General features: G+C 60.1%; 14 protein-coding genes and 2 tRNA genes. 15 read left to right on the plus strand and 1 reads right to left on the minus strand.

Going from position 1 to position 15,690, the window contains the following annotated elements; genetic code table 11:
* Window positions 1–512 precede the first annotated feature (512 nt).
* A tRNA-Val gene (locus tag AAAX35_RS08285) sits at window positions 513–588 on the minus strand.
* 187 nt (window positions 589–775) lie between these two features.
* Between AAAX35_RS08285 and asnB the strand changes: the two genes are divergently transcribed.
* From asnB to AAAX35_RS08360, 15 genes are all read left to right on the plus strand, one after another.
* A complete protein-coding gene (gene asnB, locus AAAX35_RS08290) occupies window positions 776–2,656 on the plus strand; it encodes an asparagine synthase (glutamine-hydrolyzing) (RefSeq protein ID WP_349117312.1) in 1,881 nt (626 codons plus the stop codon).
* A gap of 111 nt (window positions 2,657–2,767) precedes the next feature.
* Window positions 2,768–4,330, plus strand: coding sequence for a UDP-N-acetylmuramoyl-L-alanyl-D-glutamate--2,6-diaminopimelate ligase (locus tag AAAX35_RS08295; RefSeq protein ID WP_227790888.1), 1,563 nt, complete (start codon window positions 2,768–2,770; stop codon window positions 4,328–4,330).
* A 107-nt stretch (window positions 4,331–4,437) separates the two neighbouring features.
* Window positions 4,438–5,349: an HAD family hydrolase gene (locus tag AAAX35_RS08300; RefSeq protein WP_227790887.1), complete on the plus strand. Its 912-nt coding sequence runs from the start codon at window positions 4,438–4,440 to the stop codon at window positions 5,347–5,349.
* A gap of 51 nt (window positions 5,350–5,400) precedes the next feature.
* Complete coding sequence (gene murI / locus AAAX35_RS08305; RefSeq protein ID WP_117745775.1) at window positions 5,401–6,285, plus strand: glutamate racemase; 885 nt, start codon at window positions 5,401–5,403, stop codon at window positions 6,283–6,285.
* Window positions 6,286–6,338: 53 nt separating this feature from the next.
* On the plus strand, window positions 6,339–7,064 hold the full coding sequence (gene rph, locus AAAX35_RS08310) for a ribonuclease PH (RefSeq protein WP_148331908.1): 726 nt from the start codon (window positions 6,339–6,341) through the stop codon (window positions 7,062–7,064).
* A 141-nt stretch (window positions 7,065–7,205) separates the two neighbouring features.
* Window positions 7,206–7,847, plus strand: coding sequence for an RdgB/HAM1 family non-canonical purine NTP pyrophosphatase (gene rdgB, locus AAAX35_RS08315; RefSeq protein ID WP_349091315.1), 642 nt, complete (start codon window positions 7,206–7,208; stop codon window positions 7,845–7,847).
* Window positions 7,848–7,850: 3 nt separating this feature from the next.
* Entirely contained in the window at window positions 7,851–8,297 is a 447-nt protein-coding gene (dtd, locus tag AAAX35_RS08320) for a D-aminoacyl-tRNA deacylase (protein ID WP_055286755.1), read from the plus strand.
* 183 nt (window positions 8,298–8,480) lie between these two features.
* Window positions 8,481–8,777, plus strand: a complete 297-nt coding sequence (locus AAAX35_RS08325) for a Veg family protein (RefSeq protein ID WP_006234957.1) — start codon at window positions 8,481–8,483, stop codon at window positions 8,775–8,777.
* A 2-nt stretch (window positions 8,778–8,779) separates the two neighbouring features.
* Entirely contained in the window at window positions 8,780–9,676 is an 897-nt protein-coding gene (ispE, locus tag AAAX35_RS08330) for a 4-(cytidine 5'-diphospho)-2-C-methyl-D-erythritol kinase (protein ID WP_271730202.1), read from the plus strand.
* 49 nt (window positions 9,677–9,725) lie between these two features.
* A tRNA-Pro gene (locus AAAX35_RS08335) sits at window positions 9,726–9,802 on the plus strand.
* Between the two features lie 112 nt (window positions 9,803–9,914).
* Complete coding sequence (tatA, locus tag AAAX35_RS08340; protein ID WP_022094895.1) at window positions 9,915–10,190, plus strand: twin-arginine translocase TatA/TatE family subunit; 276 nt, start codon at window positions 9,915–9,917, stop codon at window positions 10,188–10,190.
* 106 nt (window positions 10,191–10,296) lie between these two features.
* A complete protein-coding gene (gene greA, locus AAAX35_RS08345) occupies window positions 10,297–10,767 on the plus strand; it encodes a transcription elongation factor GreA (protein WP_006234960.1) in 471 nt (156 codons plus the stop codon).
* Between the two features lie 79 nt (window positions 10,768–10,846).
* A complete protein-coding gene (gene lysS / locus AAAX35_RS08350) occupies window positions 10,847–12,811 on the plus strand; it encodes a lysine--tRNA ligase (RefSeq protein WP_349117313.1) in 1,965 nt (654 codons plus the stop codon).
* A 441-nt stretch (window positions 12,812–13,252) separates the two neighbouring features.
* Window positions 13,253–14,821, plus strand: a complete 1,569-nt coding sequence (locus tag AAAX35_RS08355) for a threonine/serine exporter family protein (RefSeq protein WP_216596217.1) — start codon at window positions 13,253–13,255, stop codon at window positions 14,819–14,821.
* Between the two features lie 311 nt (window positions 14,822–15,132).
* Window positions 15,133–15,681, plus strand: coding sequence for a DUF2798 domain-containing protein (locus tag AAAX35_RS08360; RefSeq protein ID WP_349117314.1), 549 nt, complete (start codon window positions 15,133–15,135; stop codon window positions 15,679–15,681).
* Window positions 15,682–15,690 lie beyond the last annotated feature (9 nt).

Here is a 15,690-nt window from a genome sequence, read left to right on the forward strand (position 1 = left end):
GCTCGGGCGGCGCGCCAGGGAGATAGTGGACGAGATAGTCGAGAGGCGCGGTCTCAAGAAGGAGTAACATCGGGACTTGCAGCGACGGACCTCAGGACGCTCTTACACCACGTCTGCGCGCGCCACCGACTATTAGTCCTTATAATGGACATATGTTGTGTAACTTAAGCAAATACTATCTTTTTATATGTTGCAAACAAAGCAGCAGTACTCATTTTTGCCATTATTTGGCCACGGACCTTGCGATAGATGTGCTGGCGGGTTCGAATCCCTCTGCGATGGGCCCAAAAAAGAAAGGCTCCCATTGCTGGGAGCCTTTCAAATCAGTGGTGGGCGATGAGGGATGTCCGCGTGCGGCTGGCGCCGCCCGCTTCCGCTTCGGGCCTGCGGCCCTCGCGTGCTGCGCTGGAAAACGCTTCGCGTTTCCTCAGCTCCGCACCCTTGCGGGTTCGAATCCCATGAAATGGGCCCAAACAAAAACGGTCCCCTTTCGAGGACCGTTTCCAATTCAATGGTGGGCGATGAGGGATTCGAACCCCCAGCCTTGTGCGTGTAAAGCACCTGCGCTAACCGTTGCGCCAATCGCCCGTGCGGAGAGAGTATAGCAAAACAATCGCCCCATTCACCTCATATCCATTAAAGGTAACTGGCGCGTGTCACAGCGGAGCTGATTCAGTTGAGATTGCCTGAACATTCCGCCCCTCTTTACGCCCTCGGGTATACTCAAAAGCTACTGATTCGATTTGATGCCCAGCAACAGCAGAGGGGATAGTATATGTGCGGTTTTGTCGGTTTTGTCGGTGGGACGGATAACCAATCCGAGGTGCTCACCAAGATGATGGACCGCATCGTCCATCGCGGTCCCGACATGGGCGGTCAGTTTATCGACGGCCGCGTTGCCCTCGGCTTCCGCCGCCTGTCGATCCTTGACCTGACCGAGGCTGGCGCCCAACCCATGGCCAACGAGGACGGTAGCGTCGTCATTGTCTTCAACGGCGAGATCTACAACTTCCAAGAACTCCGTTCCGAGCTCGAGGCCAAGGGCTACAAGTTCCACTGCGGCGCCGACACCGAGAGCCTCCTGCACGGCTACGAGGAGTGGGGCGAGGCCGTCCTCGATCGCCTGCGCGGTATGTACGCCTTCGTCATCTGGGACAAAAAGAAGAACAAGCTTTTTGGCGCCCGCGACATCTTTGGCATCAAGCCGCTCTACTACTATCCCATGGCCGATGCGGGCGACGGCGCTCCGGGCGTGCTCTTTGGTTCCGAGATCAAGAGCTTCCTGGACTACCCGCACTTCCACAAGGCGGTCAACAAAAAGGCTCTGCGTCCGTACATGACGCTGCAGTATTCGGCGACTGAGGAGACCTTCTTCGAGGGTGTCTACAAGCTGCCGTCGGCGCACTACTTTACCGTCGATATCCCGACCGGCAAGATGAACATCGAGCGCTACTGGGATTGCGATTACTCTGCCGTCGAGAAGCCGTTCGAAGAGTATGTCGATGAGCTGGACGAGGTCGTGCACGAGAGTGTCGAGGCCCATCGCATCGCCGACGTCAAGGTCGCGTCGTTCCTCTCCGGTGGCGTCGACTCCAGCTACATCGCCGCTTGCCTCATGCCCGACAAGACCTTCTCGGTGGGCTTTGACTACAAGAACTTCAACGAGACCAACTACGCCAAGGAACTTTCCGATAAGCTCGGCGTCGAGAACGTTCGCAAGATGATTACCGCCGACGAGTTCTTCGGTGCGCTCGAGGACATCCAGTATCACATGGACGAGCCGCAGTCCAACCTGTCTTCCGTGCCGCTGTGGTTCTTGGCCGAGATGGCCCGCAAGGACGTTACCGTCGTGCTTTCGGGCGAAGGCGCCGACGAGCTCTTTGGCGGCTACGCCTACTACGAGGACACGGTCCCGGTGCGCAAGTACAAAAAGATGGTGCCGCTGCCCATCCGTCGCGCGCTCGGTAACCTGGCGCTGCATATGCCGTACTTCAAGGGACATAACTTCCTGGTCAAGGGTGCCGAGATCCCCGAGAAGTCGTTCCTGGGACAGGCTCTGGTATGGCCGGAGCGCGAGGTCGACGGCGTGCTCAAGCCCGAGTACAACACCGGCGATGGCGCCTTCGAGCTTGCCGCTCCCATCTATGCGCGCGTGAAGGGTCAGCCCGAGCTGGTCAAGAAGCAGTACCTGGACATGAACATGTGGCTCCCGGGCGACATTCTGCTCAAGGCCGACAAGATGTGCATGGCACACTCACTGGAGCTGCGCGTGCCCTTCCTGGACCGCAAAGTCATGGAGTTCGCCGAGCACATTCCCGACCGCTACCGCATCAACGAGAACGGCAACAAACAGGTACTCCGCCACGCTGCCAACAAGTCGCTGCCCGATGAGTGGGCCACCCGTCCCAAGGTGGGCTTCCCGGTGCCGATTGTCTACTGGCTGCGCGAGCAAAAGTGGTACGACTATGTCAAGGAGTACTTCACCGCGCCGTGGGCAAGCGAGTTCTTCAATACCGACGAACTCATGCACCTGCTCGATCTGCACTTTGCGGGCAAGGGCGATTTCCAGCGCAAGATCTATACGCCGCTCGTGTTCTTGGTGTGGTACAAGCGCTTCTTTATCGACGAGGGCCAGCCTTCTGTTCAGGCTGCCTAGCCTCGGCTGACGAACGCCTGCGCGTAACGGCTCCTCCGGGAGCCGTTTTTGCGTGGGTGCGTTTCAGTTACTATAAAACCGTCCCTGCCAAATGGCTGAGAAAGGTGAAAGATGCACCATTCGGATTCCGCGACCGTGACCACGGTCGATACGCTTGCCAAGCTTCTCGATGTGTGCGGCGAGCTGCGCGCATCAGAGCAGGTTGACGAGCGTGCCGTGACCGGCTGCTCGTTTGATTCGCGCACGGTCTCGGCAGGTGACGTGTTCTTCTGCAAAGGTGCTGCCTTTAAGCCCGTGTTTTTGAGCATGGCGCTCGATGCGGGCGCCGTCGCATTTGTGTGCGAGGAGTCACTGGTCGAGTCTCTGGAGCCGCTGGCGCAGGAGAGCGGCGCGGCGATGCTGGTCGTGGATAGCGTCCGCACGGCCATGGCCCTGTTGCCGCCGGAGGTCTACAACCGCCCCGACCACGACGTTAAGATCGTGGGCATCACCGGTACCAAGGGAAAGACCACGGCCGCTTTTATGCTCCAGTCGATTATCAAAGCGGCGGGCGAGTCCTGCGGCATGATCGGCTCGGTGAGTACCGACGATGGCATCGAGTGCTATGAGAGCACCAATACTACGCCCGAGGCCCCCGAGGTCTGGCGCCATATCGCCAACTGCCGCACGTCCGGTCGCCAGTCCATGGTCATGGAGGTCTCGAGCCAGGCGCTCAAGTACCAACGCGTCGAGAATCTGCCGTTTGACGTGGCGTGCTTCCTCAACATCGGCCGCGACCACATCTCGCCGATTGAACACCCCACGTTTGAGGATTATTTTGAGAGCAAACTCAGGATCTTTGACCAGGCAAAGACCGCCGTGGTGAATCTGGGCACCGAAGAGGCCGACCGTGTGCTGGAGGCAGCGTCGACGGCCGAGCGCTTGGTGACCGTTGGCGTCGAGCATCCCGAGGCAAGCCTGTGGGCGAGCGACGTACGCATGGTCGGCTTTAGCATCGAGTTCAACTTGCATGGCCTGTGTGCCGACGAGTCCGAGGCGGGGGAGAAGATCCTGCTGGGTATCGCGGGAGACTTTAACGTGGAGAACGCGCTGGTCGCTATCGCCGCTGCGCGCGAGATCGGCATCGGTATCGATGCCATCAAGAAGGGCCTCTCCAAACTGCGTGTGCCGGGCCGTATGGAGGTCGTGGAGTCGAAGGACGGCCGCGTGATCTGCGTTGTCGACTATGCGCACAACCAGCTTTCGTTCCGTTCGCTTTTCTCGTCGGTCAAGCGCGCGTTTCCCGCTAGCCCGGTCATCGCAGTGTTTGGTGCTGCCGGCGGCAAGGCGCAGGAGCGCCGCGAGCAGCTTCCGCGTGAGGCCGCACCGTATTCCGACCTGATGATCTTTGCCAACGAGGATCCAGCTCACGAAGACCCGATGAAGGTCTGTCGCGAGCTTGCCGAGCATGTTCCCGACGATACGCCGAACAAGATCATCCTCGACCGCGAAGCCGCCGTGCATGCGGCGTTCAAGGCGGCGCGCGAGGAGTACGTCAACCCCGATGCTCCCACCATTGTCTTGCTGCTGGCAAAGGGTGACGAGGAGCTCATGCACGTGGGCGACGAGTTCGTGCCCGTCGAGAGCGACCTTTCGCTGGCCAATCGCCTAATCGATGTTACCCAGTTTGACTAATGAACCATGATGGCGGCGGCGCCCTGAGTGCGCTGTCGCCATAAGCGTGTTCCCTCAATCAAAACATGCCGTCCAAGTCCAAACCCTTCTACGTAAACGGAGTAACCATGTCCCACAACACCCTGCCGACCGTTGCCGAGCTTTCGGGCGAGATGCGCGAGCGTTTGGCCAAGGTCAAGTACGTCTTTACCGACCTGGATGCCACGATGCTCGCACCCGGCTCGTGCGTGCTGCGCGACAACGACGGCAACCCCTCGACCAAACTCGTCGAGGCCGTCGTGGCGCTCGCTCGCGCTGGTATTCAGGTGGTTCCCACCTCGGGCCGCAACCGTACCATGATCCACGAGGACGCGCGCGTGCTCGGCCTCAACTCCTACATTGGTGAGATGGGCGGTCTGGTTATGTACGACCTCAAAGCCAACGATTGGGAGTATCTGACCGGTGACATGCCTTACGACCCCGCCTGCGGCCTCACGCCGCACCAGGTGATCGAGCAGACCGGCGTGTGCGAGAAGATCCTTGCCCGCTGGCCGCACAAGATCGAGTACCACAACGACATGTCGACCGGCTACAAATACCGTGAGGTCACCGTCGGCATGCGCGGCAATGTGCCCGACGATGAGGTCCAGGCCATCCTGGACGAGGCCGGCTGCGGTCTGATCTGGGCTTGCAACGGCCATCTGACTCATCTGTCCAAGCCGACGACGCTCGAGCTCGATCGCGTCGAGGACGGTCGCGCCTTCAACATCAACCCCGCGGGCCTCAACAAAGGCGTCGCCATTGCGCGCTTCTGCGAGCACCTGGGGATCGAGCGCGAGGAGACGTTGGCGCTCGGCGATTCCGAGTCCGACTTCTACATGGCCGATCACGTGGGCACGTTCTGCCTGGTCGAGAATGGCCTGACGAGCGCCGGCGCGCCCGAGTTCCTGGCTGCTTGCGAGAACGCTTTCGTTACGCGCGGCAAAATTGTCGACGGTTGGGCGGCGACGGCAGAGCTGCTGGTCGCGGCGCGTTCGTAGCGCGGCGTCGCCGCACTTGGACATGTCTTTTCGAGAGAGACTGGTGAGGTAATGTCCGATATCGAGAATCCGGCAGGCGACACGCGCCCGATTGGCGTGTTCGATTCTGGTTTGGGCGGTCTGACGGTTGCGCGCGCGATTGCGACGGCGCTGCCGCACGAGTCCGTCTACTACTTTGGCGACACCAAGCGCTGCCCCTACGGCACCCGCACCGAGGATGAGGTGCGCTCGTTTGCGTTGCAGGCGGGCCGTTGGCTGTCGAAGCACGACGTCAAGATCATGGTCATCGCCTGCAACACGGCGACCGCTGCGGCCTTGCGTCTGGCCCAGCAGGTGCTCGACGTTCCCGTCATCGGTGTGATCGCGCCGGGTGCCCGTGCAGCAATCAACAGCACCCGCTCGCGTCGCGTGGGCGTGCTCGCCACCAACCTCACCATTCGCTCGGGCGCCTACACGCGCGCCATTCAGGATCTAGATGCCGGCGTCGATGTATACGGCTGTCCTGCCTCGAGCTTTGTCGAGGTTGTCGAACACGAGCTTGCCTCGGGTGCACATCTGCAGGAACAGTGGCTTGAGAACGAGGATATCTTCGATACGCCTGCCGTGCGTGCGCTGGTGGGTGCCACGGTTGAGCCGCTGCGCGACCACGGTATCGATACCGTGGTGCTCGGCTGTACGCATTTTCCGCTGTTGGTGGGACCTATCCGCCATGCGCTGGGGCCTGGGGTGCGCGTCGTGAGTTCCGCCGAGGAGACCACACGCGAGCTGACCGATATCCTCACGCGCCGCGAGCAGCTGGCGGGCGACGCCGCCGAGCCGCAGCATCGTTTTGCCACGACGGCCGATAACATTGCCGAGTTTGCGGTGGCGGGCAGCTTTATCTTTGGTCAGCCGCTCAAGAGCATCGAACATATCGATATCGATGAGCTGAAATAGATGTAAGGCAGCCGCCAAAGCCTTCGCCCATCTTTTGCCGAAAGGATATTTCTATGGAGTACATGCAGGTCAACCGTGCCAACGGCCGCGCCGCCAACGAGTTGCGCCCCGTTAAGCTCACCCGTGGCGTCATGAAGCACGCCCACGGCTCGTGTTTGGCCGAGTTCGGTGACACGCGCGTGCTGTGCGCCGCCACTATCGAGGAGGGCGTGCCGGGCTGGCGAAAGGGAGCTAAGGCCGGCTGGGTGACCGCGGAATACGCCATGCTGCCGGCGTCGACCGGCAAGCGCTGCAAGCGTGAGCACGCCAACCGCAAGGGTCGCTCCATGGAGATCGAGCGCCTCATTGGCCGCAGCCTGCGTACCGTCGTCAACATGAAGGCGCTCGGCGAGTACACCGTCACCGTCGACTGCGATGTGATTCAGGCCGATGGCGGCACGCGTACAGCGAGCATCACCGGCGCCTGGGTGGCGCTGCACGACGCCCTCGCCATGTGGGTCGAGGCGGGCAAGATCGAGCGCATCCCGCTTACCGGCCAGGTGGCTGCCATCTCCATGGGCGTTGTCGACGGCAATACGCTGCTTGACCTCGATTATTCCGAGGACAGTCATGCCGAGGTCGACATGAACCTCGTCGCCACCGATACCGGTGAGATGATCGAGCTCCAGGGCACCGGCGAGCAGGCGCCCTTCGACCGCAAACGCCTCAACGCCCTGCTTGACCTGGGCGACAAGGGTGTCGCCGAGCTCATCGAGCTTCAGCGCCAAGCCATCGCCTAACCTGCCAAAAAGGGACAGGTTTATTTTGGTAGGTTTTATCTGCTGAAATGCTGCGTTGAAAGGTCCGATCGCCTGAGAGGGGAGGGGTCAAGTGCCCAAACGCCCCTCACGCGGCTTGCTATAGAGACAAGGAGGCCAGTCATGGCACTTGAGAAGATTGACATCGACACCCTCGACCCGGCGGCGACCATCGTCGTGGCAACGGGCAACGCCCATAAGCTCACCGAGATCGAGGCCATTTTGGGCAAGGTCATGCCCGAGGTGCGCTTTGTGGCGCTCGGCCAGCTGGGTGATTTTGAGGATCCCGAGGAAAACGGCACGACGTTTTTGGAGAACGCCATCATCAAGGCCCAAGCCGCGGTTGAGGAGACGGGCCTTATGGCCATTGCCGACGATTCGGGCTTGGTCGTCGACGCGCTGGACGGTGGGCCCGGTGTGTATAGCGCGCGCTATGCGGGCGTGCACGGCGACGATGCCGCCAACAACGCCAAGCTTCTCGTGAATCTGGAGGGCGTGGCCGACGAGGACCGCACTGCGCGCTTTATGAGCGTCGTCGCGCTCATCGACACGGACGGTTTGGTCACCTATGGCGAGGGTGCCTGCGAGGGCGTTATCGCGCACGAGGGCCGCGGCGATCACGGCTTTGGCTACGACCCGCTGTTCCTGCCGGTCGACACGCCGGGCAAGACCATGGCCGAGCTGACGGCTGACGAGAAGAACGCCATCAGCCATCGTTTCCACGCGCTCGAGCATCTGTCCGCCAAGCTGACGGGCGAGGAGTAGACCGTGCGTGCGGTGGTGCAGCGCGTGCTCAACGCCGGCGTGACGGTCGACGGCGAGTGCGTGGGCCGCATTGGACGCGGCTACCTGGTGCTGCTGGGTGTGGGCCATGGCGATACGCGTGCCGAGGCCGACAAGCTGTGGGGCAAGCTCCGCGGGCTGCGTATCAACGAGGACGAGAACGGCAAGACCAACTTGGCGCTTGCCGATGTCGACGGCGAGGTGCTCGTGGTGTCGCAGTTCACGCTGTTCGCCGACTGCCGCCACGGTCGCCGCCCATCGTTTACGGATGCCGGCGCGCCCGATGTTGCCAACGAGCTCTACGAGTACTTCCTGACGCTCGTTCGCCAAGATGTCGAACACGTGGCGCACGGCATTTTTGGCGCCGATATGAAAGTCGACTTGGTCAACGACGGCCCATTCACCATCGTCTTGGACACCGATAACCTTTAGGTTACGCGGTTTTACCAAACCGCGTAACAACTGGTCATGCGAGATTGTCGTCTGGTACGTATTCGAGACCGGGCTTTTTTAGCTACTTGCGTATGGCCACAACAGGGTGCTATAGTACTAGAGTTTTGTCTATCTTAGGGGTATTATCCCCTTTTTGAATTGCACCTTCTGGAGGCCCTGTTCATGGAAGAGATGGAAGTCAATCACGTCGACGACATCCACGAGAAGCTGACCGATATGGTGGGCGATCGCGTCAAGGTTAAGGCCAACATGGGCCGTACCCGCGTCGTCGAGCGCATGGGCACCATCAAGAGCGTCCACCCGGCCGTCTTCATTGTCGAGGTTGACGAGCGTCGTGGCCGCAAGTCGCGTCAGTCCTACCAGTATATCGATGTGCTCACCGGTCAGGTCGAGCTGTTCGACCCCGAGAGCGGCGAGCATATCTTTACCCCGCTCGGCAATCAGCTCGAGGAGCATTAACGGTGACCGATCGGTCCCTGACTCTTTCCGCGCCGGCAAAGATTAACCTCTACCTGGGGGTTCATACCGAGCGCGATGACCGCGGCTACCACAGGGTCGATTCCCTGATGGCGGCCGTCGGTCTTTCCGATACCGTGACGGTCACGCCGGCGCAGGCGCTGACCGTCCAGACGGTTCCGGCATCAGATTTTCCCATGCAAAAGAATACGGCGTATCGGGTTGCGGTTGCTATGGCCGAGCATTATGGTCGCGAGGCAAACATCTGCGTGACGATTGAGAAGCGCATTCCATTGTGCGCCGGCTTGGGCGGCCCCTCGACGGATGCGGCCGCGGTCATTGTCGCCTTGGCAGAGCTCTGGGGCATTGATCGCACCGACCCAGCGCTCGACGATATTGCGCGGGGCATTGGTGCTGACGTCCCGTTCTTTTTGCACGCGAGTCCTGCGTTCTACGTAGGTGGGGGAGACGTGCTGGCAACTGAGTACCCCGCGCTGCCCGCGACGCCCGTCGTGCTGGTCAAGCCGCGCGAGGCAAGCGTTTCGACAATTGAAGCCTATCGACGTTTTGACGAGGCCCCGGTGCCTGCGGACAAGCCCGGCGCGATAGCTTCTGCCTTGCGTGCTGGTGATGCCGAGACGGCATATGCACTCATCCATAACAATCTGGGTGTCATTTCCGCACAGATGGAGTCGCAGATTCAAACGGTCCTCGACTGGCTGCGTAAACAGGACGGAACCGTTGCTGTAGATGTGTGCGGATCGGGTGCCTGCTCGTTTGCCATTTGCGACACCGCTGCCACGGTCGAAAGGCTTGCCGATGCTGCCCAGCAAAATGGCTGGTGGGCCTGCGCGACTGAGTTTATTCCCAACACGGTTCAAATCGACGCGCCAAAGAAATAAAAATTTCTCTAGCACGCGGCGAAAATCTTTGTTACTATAGTCGAGCTAACGGGTTGTGGCTCAGTTTGGTAGAGCACTGCGTTCGGGACGCAGGGGTCGCTGGTTCAAATCCAGTCAACCCGACCAGAGCATGAGGGGGGACCGCTTCTTGCGGTCCCTTTTTTTAGCTAGTGTTGTGATACCGCGATACCCGCGGTATACTCATTCGAGCTTGTCTCGCTGTATTGTGGAGGTCTACATGTTTGGACTGAGGGCTCCTGAGCTCATCATTATTCTCGTCGTTGTCCTGATTATCTTCGGGCCCAAGAACCTGCCGAAGCTCGGCAAGTCCCTCGGCTCTACCGTCAAGAATATCCGCGAGGGTATGGAGGGCGACGATAAGGCCGAGACCAAGCAGGCCGAGGAGGTCGTGGTCGAGCAGTCCGAGGAGGACAAGGAGATCGCTGAGCTCGAGGCCAAGCTCGCTGCTGCCAAGAAGAAGCAGGCAGAGGACAGCGACGCGGACGCAGAGTAGTCCCATCCCTTTGGGGTGAGCACCTGACCGGCTTGCCCGCAGGCTAGCCGGTCTTTTTCGTTTTGTTGACAGTTGATTGTTTGATCAGAGTTGGGGAGATATCCGTATGGACGCAAGCCAGATCGTACTGACCGCTGAGGGCCGCCAGAAGCTCGTCGAGGAGCTCGCCTGGCGTGAGGGCGATTACGCCAAGGAGATCGTCGAGGACATCAAGGAAGCCCGCGCGTTCGGCGACCTTTCGGAGAACTCCGAGTACGACGCCGCTAAGGACAAACAGGCCCAGAACGCCGCTCGTATCGCCGAGATCCAGGCCATTCTTGCCAACGCTCAGGTTGCTGCCACCACGGGCGATCTGACCGTCTCCATCGGTTCCACCGTTTCGCTGATTGATCCCAACGGCGAGGTCATGGAAGTCACGCTCGTTGGTACCACCGAGACCAACTCGCTCGAGCACAAGATCTCCAACGAGTCTCCGGTCGGTCACGCCATCATCGGTCACGGCGAGGGTGATTCCGTCGAGGTCGTTACGCCTTCCGGCAAGACTCGCGTCTACACCATCGCCAAGATCGCACGCTAGACCACGGTCCCGCGTAAAGGTATGTTTTCGCTCCCTGGGACCGAATCCTGGGGAGCGTTTTAGTTTGAGGAGCTAACTTATGGCAGAGAACCAGAACGCCGCCGATCAGGCATCGACGCTCAACGACGAGCGCGCCACCCGCCTGGCCAAGCGCGCCGCCCTGTTCGAGGCGGGCCAGAACCCCTATCCCGAGCACTCTGAGCTTGAGGACTACGTCGCCGATATCGAGGCTAAGTACGCCGAGCTTGCCGATGGCGAGGACACCGAGGACGTCGTGAAGATCGCCGGCCGCGTGGTCGCCAAGCGCGGTCAGGGCAAGATCATGTTCATCGTCGTGCGCGATGCGACTGCCGAGATTCAGCTGTTCTGCCGCATCAACGACATGGACGAGGCCGCCTGGAATACGCTCAAGGCCCTCGACCTGGGCGACATCCTGGGCGTGACCGGCGTGGTTGTGCGCACCCAGCGCGGCCAGCTTTCCGTTGCCCCTAAGAGCGCGACCCTGCTTTCCAAGGCCGTTCGTCCGCTGCCCGAGAAGTTCCACGGTCTTTCCGACAAGGAGACCCGCTATCGCCAGCGCTATGTCGACCTGATCGCCAACGACGACGTTCGCGAGACCTTCCGTAAGCGTTCGCAGATTCTCTCTACCTTCCGTCGCTTTATGGAGTCCGACGGCTACATGGAGGTCGAGACCCCCATCTTGCAGACCATCCAGGGTGGTGCCACGGCCAAGCCGTTCATTACCCACTTCAACGCGCTCGATCAGGAGTGCTACCTGCGTATTGCCACCGAGCTGCACCTCAAGCGCTGCATCGTCGGTGGTTTTGAGCGCGTGTTCGAGATCGGCCGCATCTTCCGTAACGAGGGCATGGACCTCACCCACAACCCCGAGTTCACCACGATGGAGGCCTACCGTGCCTTCTCCGACCTCGAGGGCATGAAGGCGCTCGCCCAGGGCGTCATTAAGGCGGCTAACAAGGCCATCGGCAACCCCGAGGTCATCGAGTACCAGGGCCAGACCATCGACCTTTCTGGTGAGTGGGCCAGCCGTCCCATGACCGACATCGTCTCCGATGTGCTCGGCAAGCAGGTCACCATCGACACGCCGGTCGAGGAGCTTGCTTCCGCCGCGCGCGAGAAGGGCCTGGAGATTAAGCCCGAGTGGACCGCCGGCAAGATTATCGCCGAGATCTACGATGAGCTGGGCGAGGACACCATCGTCAACCCGACCTTCGTGTGCGATTACCCCATCGAGGTCAGCCCGCTTGCCAAGCGTTTTGAGGACGACCCGCGCCTGACGCACCGCTTTGAGCTGGTTATTGCCGGCCACGAGTACGCCAACGCGTTCTCCGAGCTCAACGACCCGGTCGACCAGGCCGAGCGCTTTGCCGCCCAGATGGCCGAGAAGGCCGGCGGCGACGATGAGGCCATGGAGTATGACGAGGACTACGTGCGCGCCCTCGAGTACGGTATGCCTCCCGCGGGCGGTATTGGCATTGGTATCGACCGCGTGGTCATGCTGCTTACCAACCAGGCTTCTATCCGCGACGTGCTGCTATTCCCGCACATGAAGCCCGAGAAGGGTTTCCAGTCCGGTGCCGCTGCCGCCAAGGCTGCCGAGGCCGGCAACGCCGCGAGCCCATTCGTTAAGTCGCTTAAGCCCACGCTCGATTACTCCAAGATCGCCGTTGAGCCGCTGTTTGAGGAGTTCGTCGACTTTGATACCTTCTCCAAGAGCGATTTCCGCGCTGTGAAGGTCAAGGCATGCGAGGCCGTCAAGAAGTCCAAGAAGCTGCTGAACTTTACGCTCGACGACGGTACCGGTACCGACCGCACCATCCTCTCCGGTATTCACGCTTATTACGAGCCCGAGGACCTGGTCGGCAAGACCTTGCTCGCCATCACCAACCTGCCTCCGCGCAAGATGATGGGCATCCCCAGCTGCGGCATGCTCATCAGTGCCATCCACGAGGAGGATGGTGAGGAGCGCCTCAACCTGATCCAGCTCGACGCCTCCATCCCCGCCGGCGCAAAGATGTACTAACTTGTTACGCGGTTCTACGAACCGCGTAACGGCTCGACGCTGCGCGGGCCGCATTTGGACAATCTGACGTTCAACTTCAAGGGCGCGACCAAAAGGTCAGCGCCCTTTCGTTTCACGTCACCTTGTCACAAATGCGACCCGCTCGCTGACTTATGCTCAACCTGCGGCGCCATTTTTCTTGAAGGCACCTTGCTCGCTCTGGCGGGCTTTCGCTGTCCGTCCTCTATCTGCGGTGTTGCCCTGGTTGGCACTTAGGGACGTTCCTTTTCTGCCGGCACTTGGGGACAGTCCTTGTCGAGTTACTGGTAGTCATTGGGGACGTTATTAAACGACTACCCACGGCTATTGCGCACATGGCTCGCATGACAGCCGTCTCTTTTATGTTTCCTTTAGCCGTTGCTGCCTAGGATGGGGGTTAGTCGGTAGGAAGGGAGCGTCTATATGGACGACGCGAGCGAGCGTTCAATCGAAGAGGACATGCTCGATCAGTTCAATTACTTTGATGATGAGGACGAGGAGCTGATCGACCGTCGCGAGCCAGCGCCGCTTGATTCCTTTGATCTGGTCGATGAAGAGACTGATGAGGTTGAGGACGAATCAACGGAGCCCCCACAGCCTTCGCGCCTTGACTCGCTGCTTTCGAGAGCCCCCATGCACCACGGCGTTCGTGCCGGCGCGCTCCATATGAAAACTGACTGGCACCAGATCGTGACGGCAGGCGATGAGCTTGCCGTCGATGCGCCGCTCACCGATAAATCATCCATCATCTGCCGCACCGGCATGCTTATGCTGGCAAGCGGAACGGGTGCCTGGCGCGTGCGCGATACCATGAATCGTGTTGCCGCCGTACTCGGTGTCACCATCCACGTTGACTTAAGTCTTCTGTCGTTTGAGTGCACCTGCATCGAAGATGGCCACTGCTTTAACGAGGTTGTCAGCCTGCCCACAACGGGAGTCAATACCCATCGCATTTGGATGATGGAGAGCTTCTTAAAGGAAATCGAGACGTATGGGCGCCGGTTTACCGTGCACGAATACCACGAGATGCTCAAGACCGTTGAGAGTTCAAAACCCGATTACTCTCCCTGGCAACAGGGCCTTGCGGCGGCCTGCGCCTGTGGCGCCTTTGTCTTTTTACTTGGTGGCGGTCCTATTGAGATGGCATGCGCGTTCGTGGGCGCGGGTGTCGGCAACTTTGCCCGCTCCCATATTCTCAAGCAAGGCCTTGGTCAGTTCAGCGCGCTGACGACCGGCGTTGCGCTCGCTTGCGTTTCGTATCTGCTGGCATTGCTCGGCCTTGGCCAGGTCATACCGGGGGCAATGTCGCACCAAGAAGGCTATATCGGCGCCATGCTCTTTGTGATTCCCGGCTTTCCGCTCATTACGGCGGGCCTCGACATCGCCAAGCTCGACATGCGAAGCGGTATCGAGCGCCTTTCATATGCCGTATCGATTATTGTGATGGCGACGCTCGTAGGTTGGATGGTTGCCGAGTGTGTTGGCCTGGCGCCGGACGACTTTGCCCCACTGGGCCTTTCGCCGCTTGCCCTTACGCTCCTGCGCGTGGTGATGAGCTTCGTTGGCGTATTCGGCTTCTCGGTGATGTTCAACAGCCCGGTAAAGATGGCCGCGGCAGCTGGGTTGATCGGCGCCGTGTCCAATACCCTGCGTCTGACCCTTGTCGATGCGCCGACGATGATTCCCTTCCTGGGCCTCAGCACGGGAATGCCTCCCGAGGCAGCAGCGTTTATCGGCGCGCTGGTATCGGGTCTGCTGGCAAGCTTGGCCGAAGTCAAGCTCACCTACCCGCGCATCGCCCTCACGGTGCCTTCGATTGTCATTATGGTGCCCGGTCTGTATCTCTATCGCTCTATGTATTACATGTGCACCTTCGACACGGTCAACATGCTCGGCTGGTTTGTGCGCGCAGTGCTCATCGTGGCGTTTCTGCCCGTTGGCTTGGGCGTGGCGAGAACCCTCACCGACCCTCGCTGGCGCCATACCAGCTAATTGGTGCAAGGGGGACAGGTTACTTTGCACCAAATGAGTTGCGGTGAAATAGGGACTGAATTGTTGCTTAAAGGGTCAAAACAGTCCGTATTCCACCGCAACTTATGGGGTCGGGGGTTTTGGTGCCCTGCATCTCCACAAACTCAACGCTTACGAAGCGCGCGCCGTTCGTGTTAGGGTAGTTCCACCACATAAGTAGTCGCAGACGCGCGTAACACGGGCGGGCGAGATGAAGTCCCAACAGCTCCATCTTGCCCGCCCGTTTTTGTTGCGTGGTGCCGCGGCGTAACACAGAAAGGAATCTGCCCTTCATGCCTATCAACAAACGAGAGAGCCTGCTGTTCACCTTTATCATGTGCTTTTGCATGGTGCTCTGGATGAGCATCTACAACGTTGCCCTGCAGCACGGGGCCATCAACGGCGAGGTCGTTGCCGCTGCGTGGCTCGGCTTCCCCGTTGCCTACATTTTTGCCATGTGCTGCGACTGGTTCGTCGCCAGCCCGCTCGCCAAGGGTTTCGCCTTTAAGTACTTGGTCACGCCGGGCAAGAGCTCGCCGCTTGCCATGACGCTCGCCGTCAGCTCCTGCATGGTCGTTCCCATGGTTATCATCATGTCGCTGTACGGTGCCTGCGGGGGTCTGACGCACATGCCCGGCGGCATCCTTGCGAACCTGTATTCCGTGCCCGCAATCTGGATGATCAACATCCCGCATAATTTTGTGATGGCGCTGCCGTGGAACCTTTTGGTAGCCGGTCCGATTTCCCACTTCGTCTTCCGTCGCGCCTTCCCTGTGGGGACGGTTTTCGAGGAGGAGCATGCCGAGCTCTTGGAGCAGGCTATGGCTCCTGAGTGCGAGTAGCTCGCTTAG

Origin of the sequence: Collinsella sp. CLA-ER-H11 (genome assembly GCF_040092445.1) — a bacterium.
Classification (GTDB): Bacteria; Actinomycetota; Coriobacteriia; order Coriobacteriales; family Coriobacteriaceae; genus Collinsella.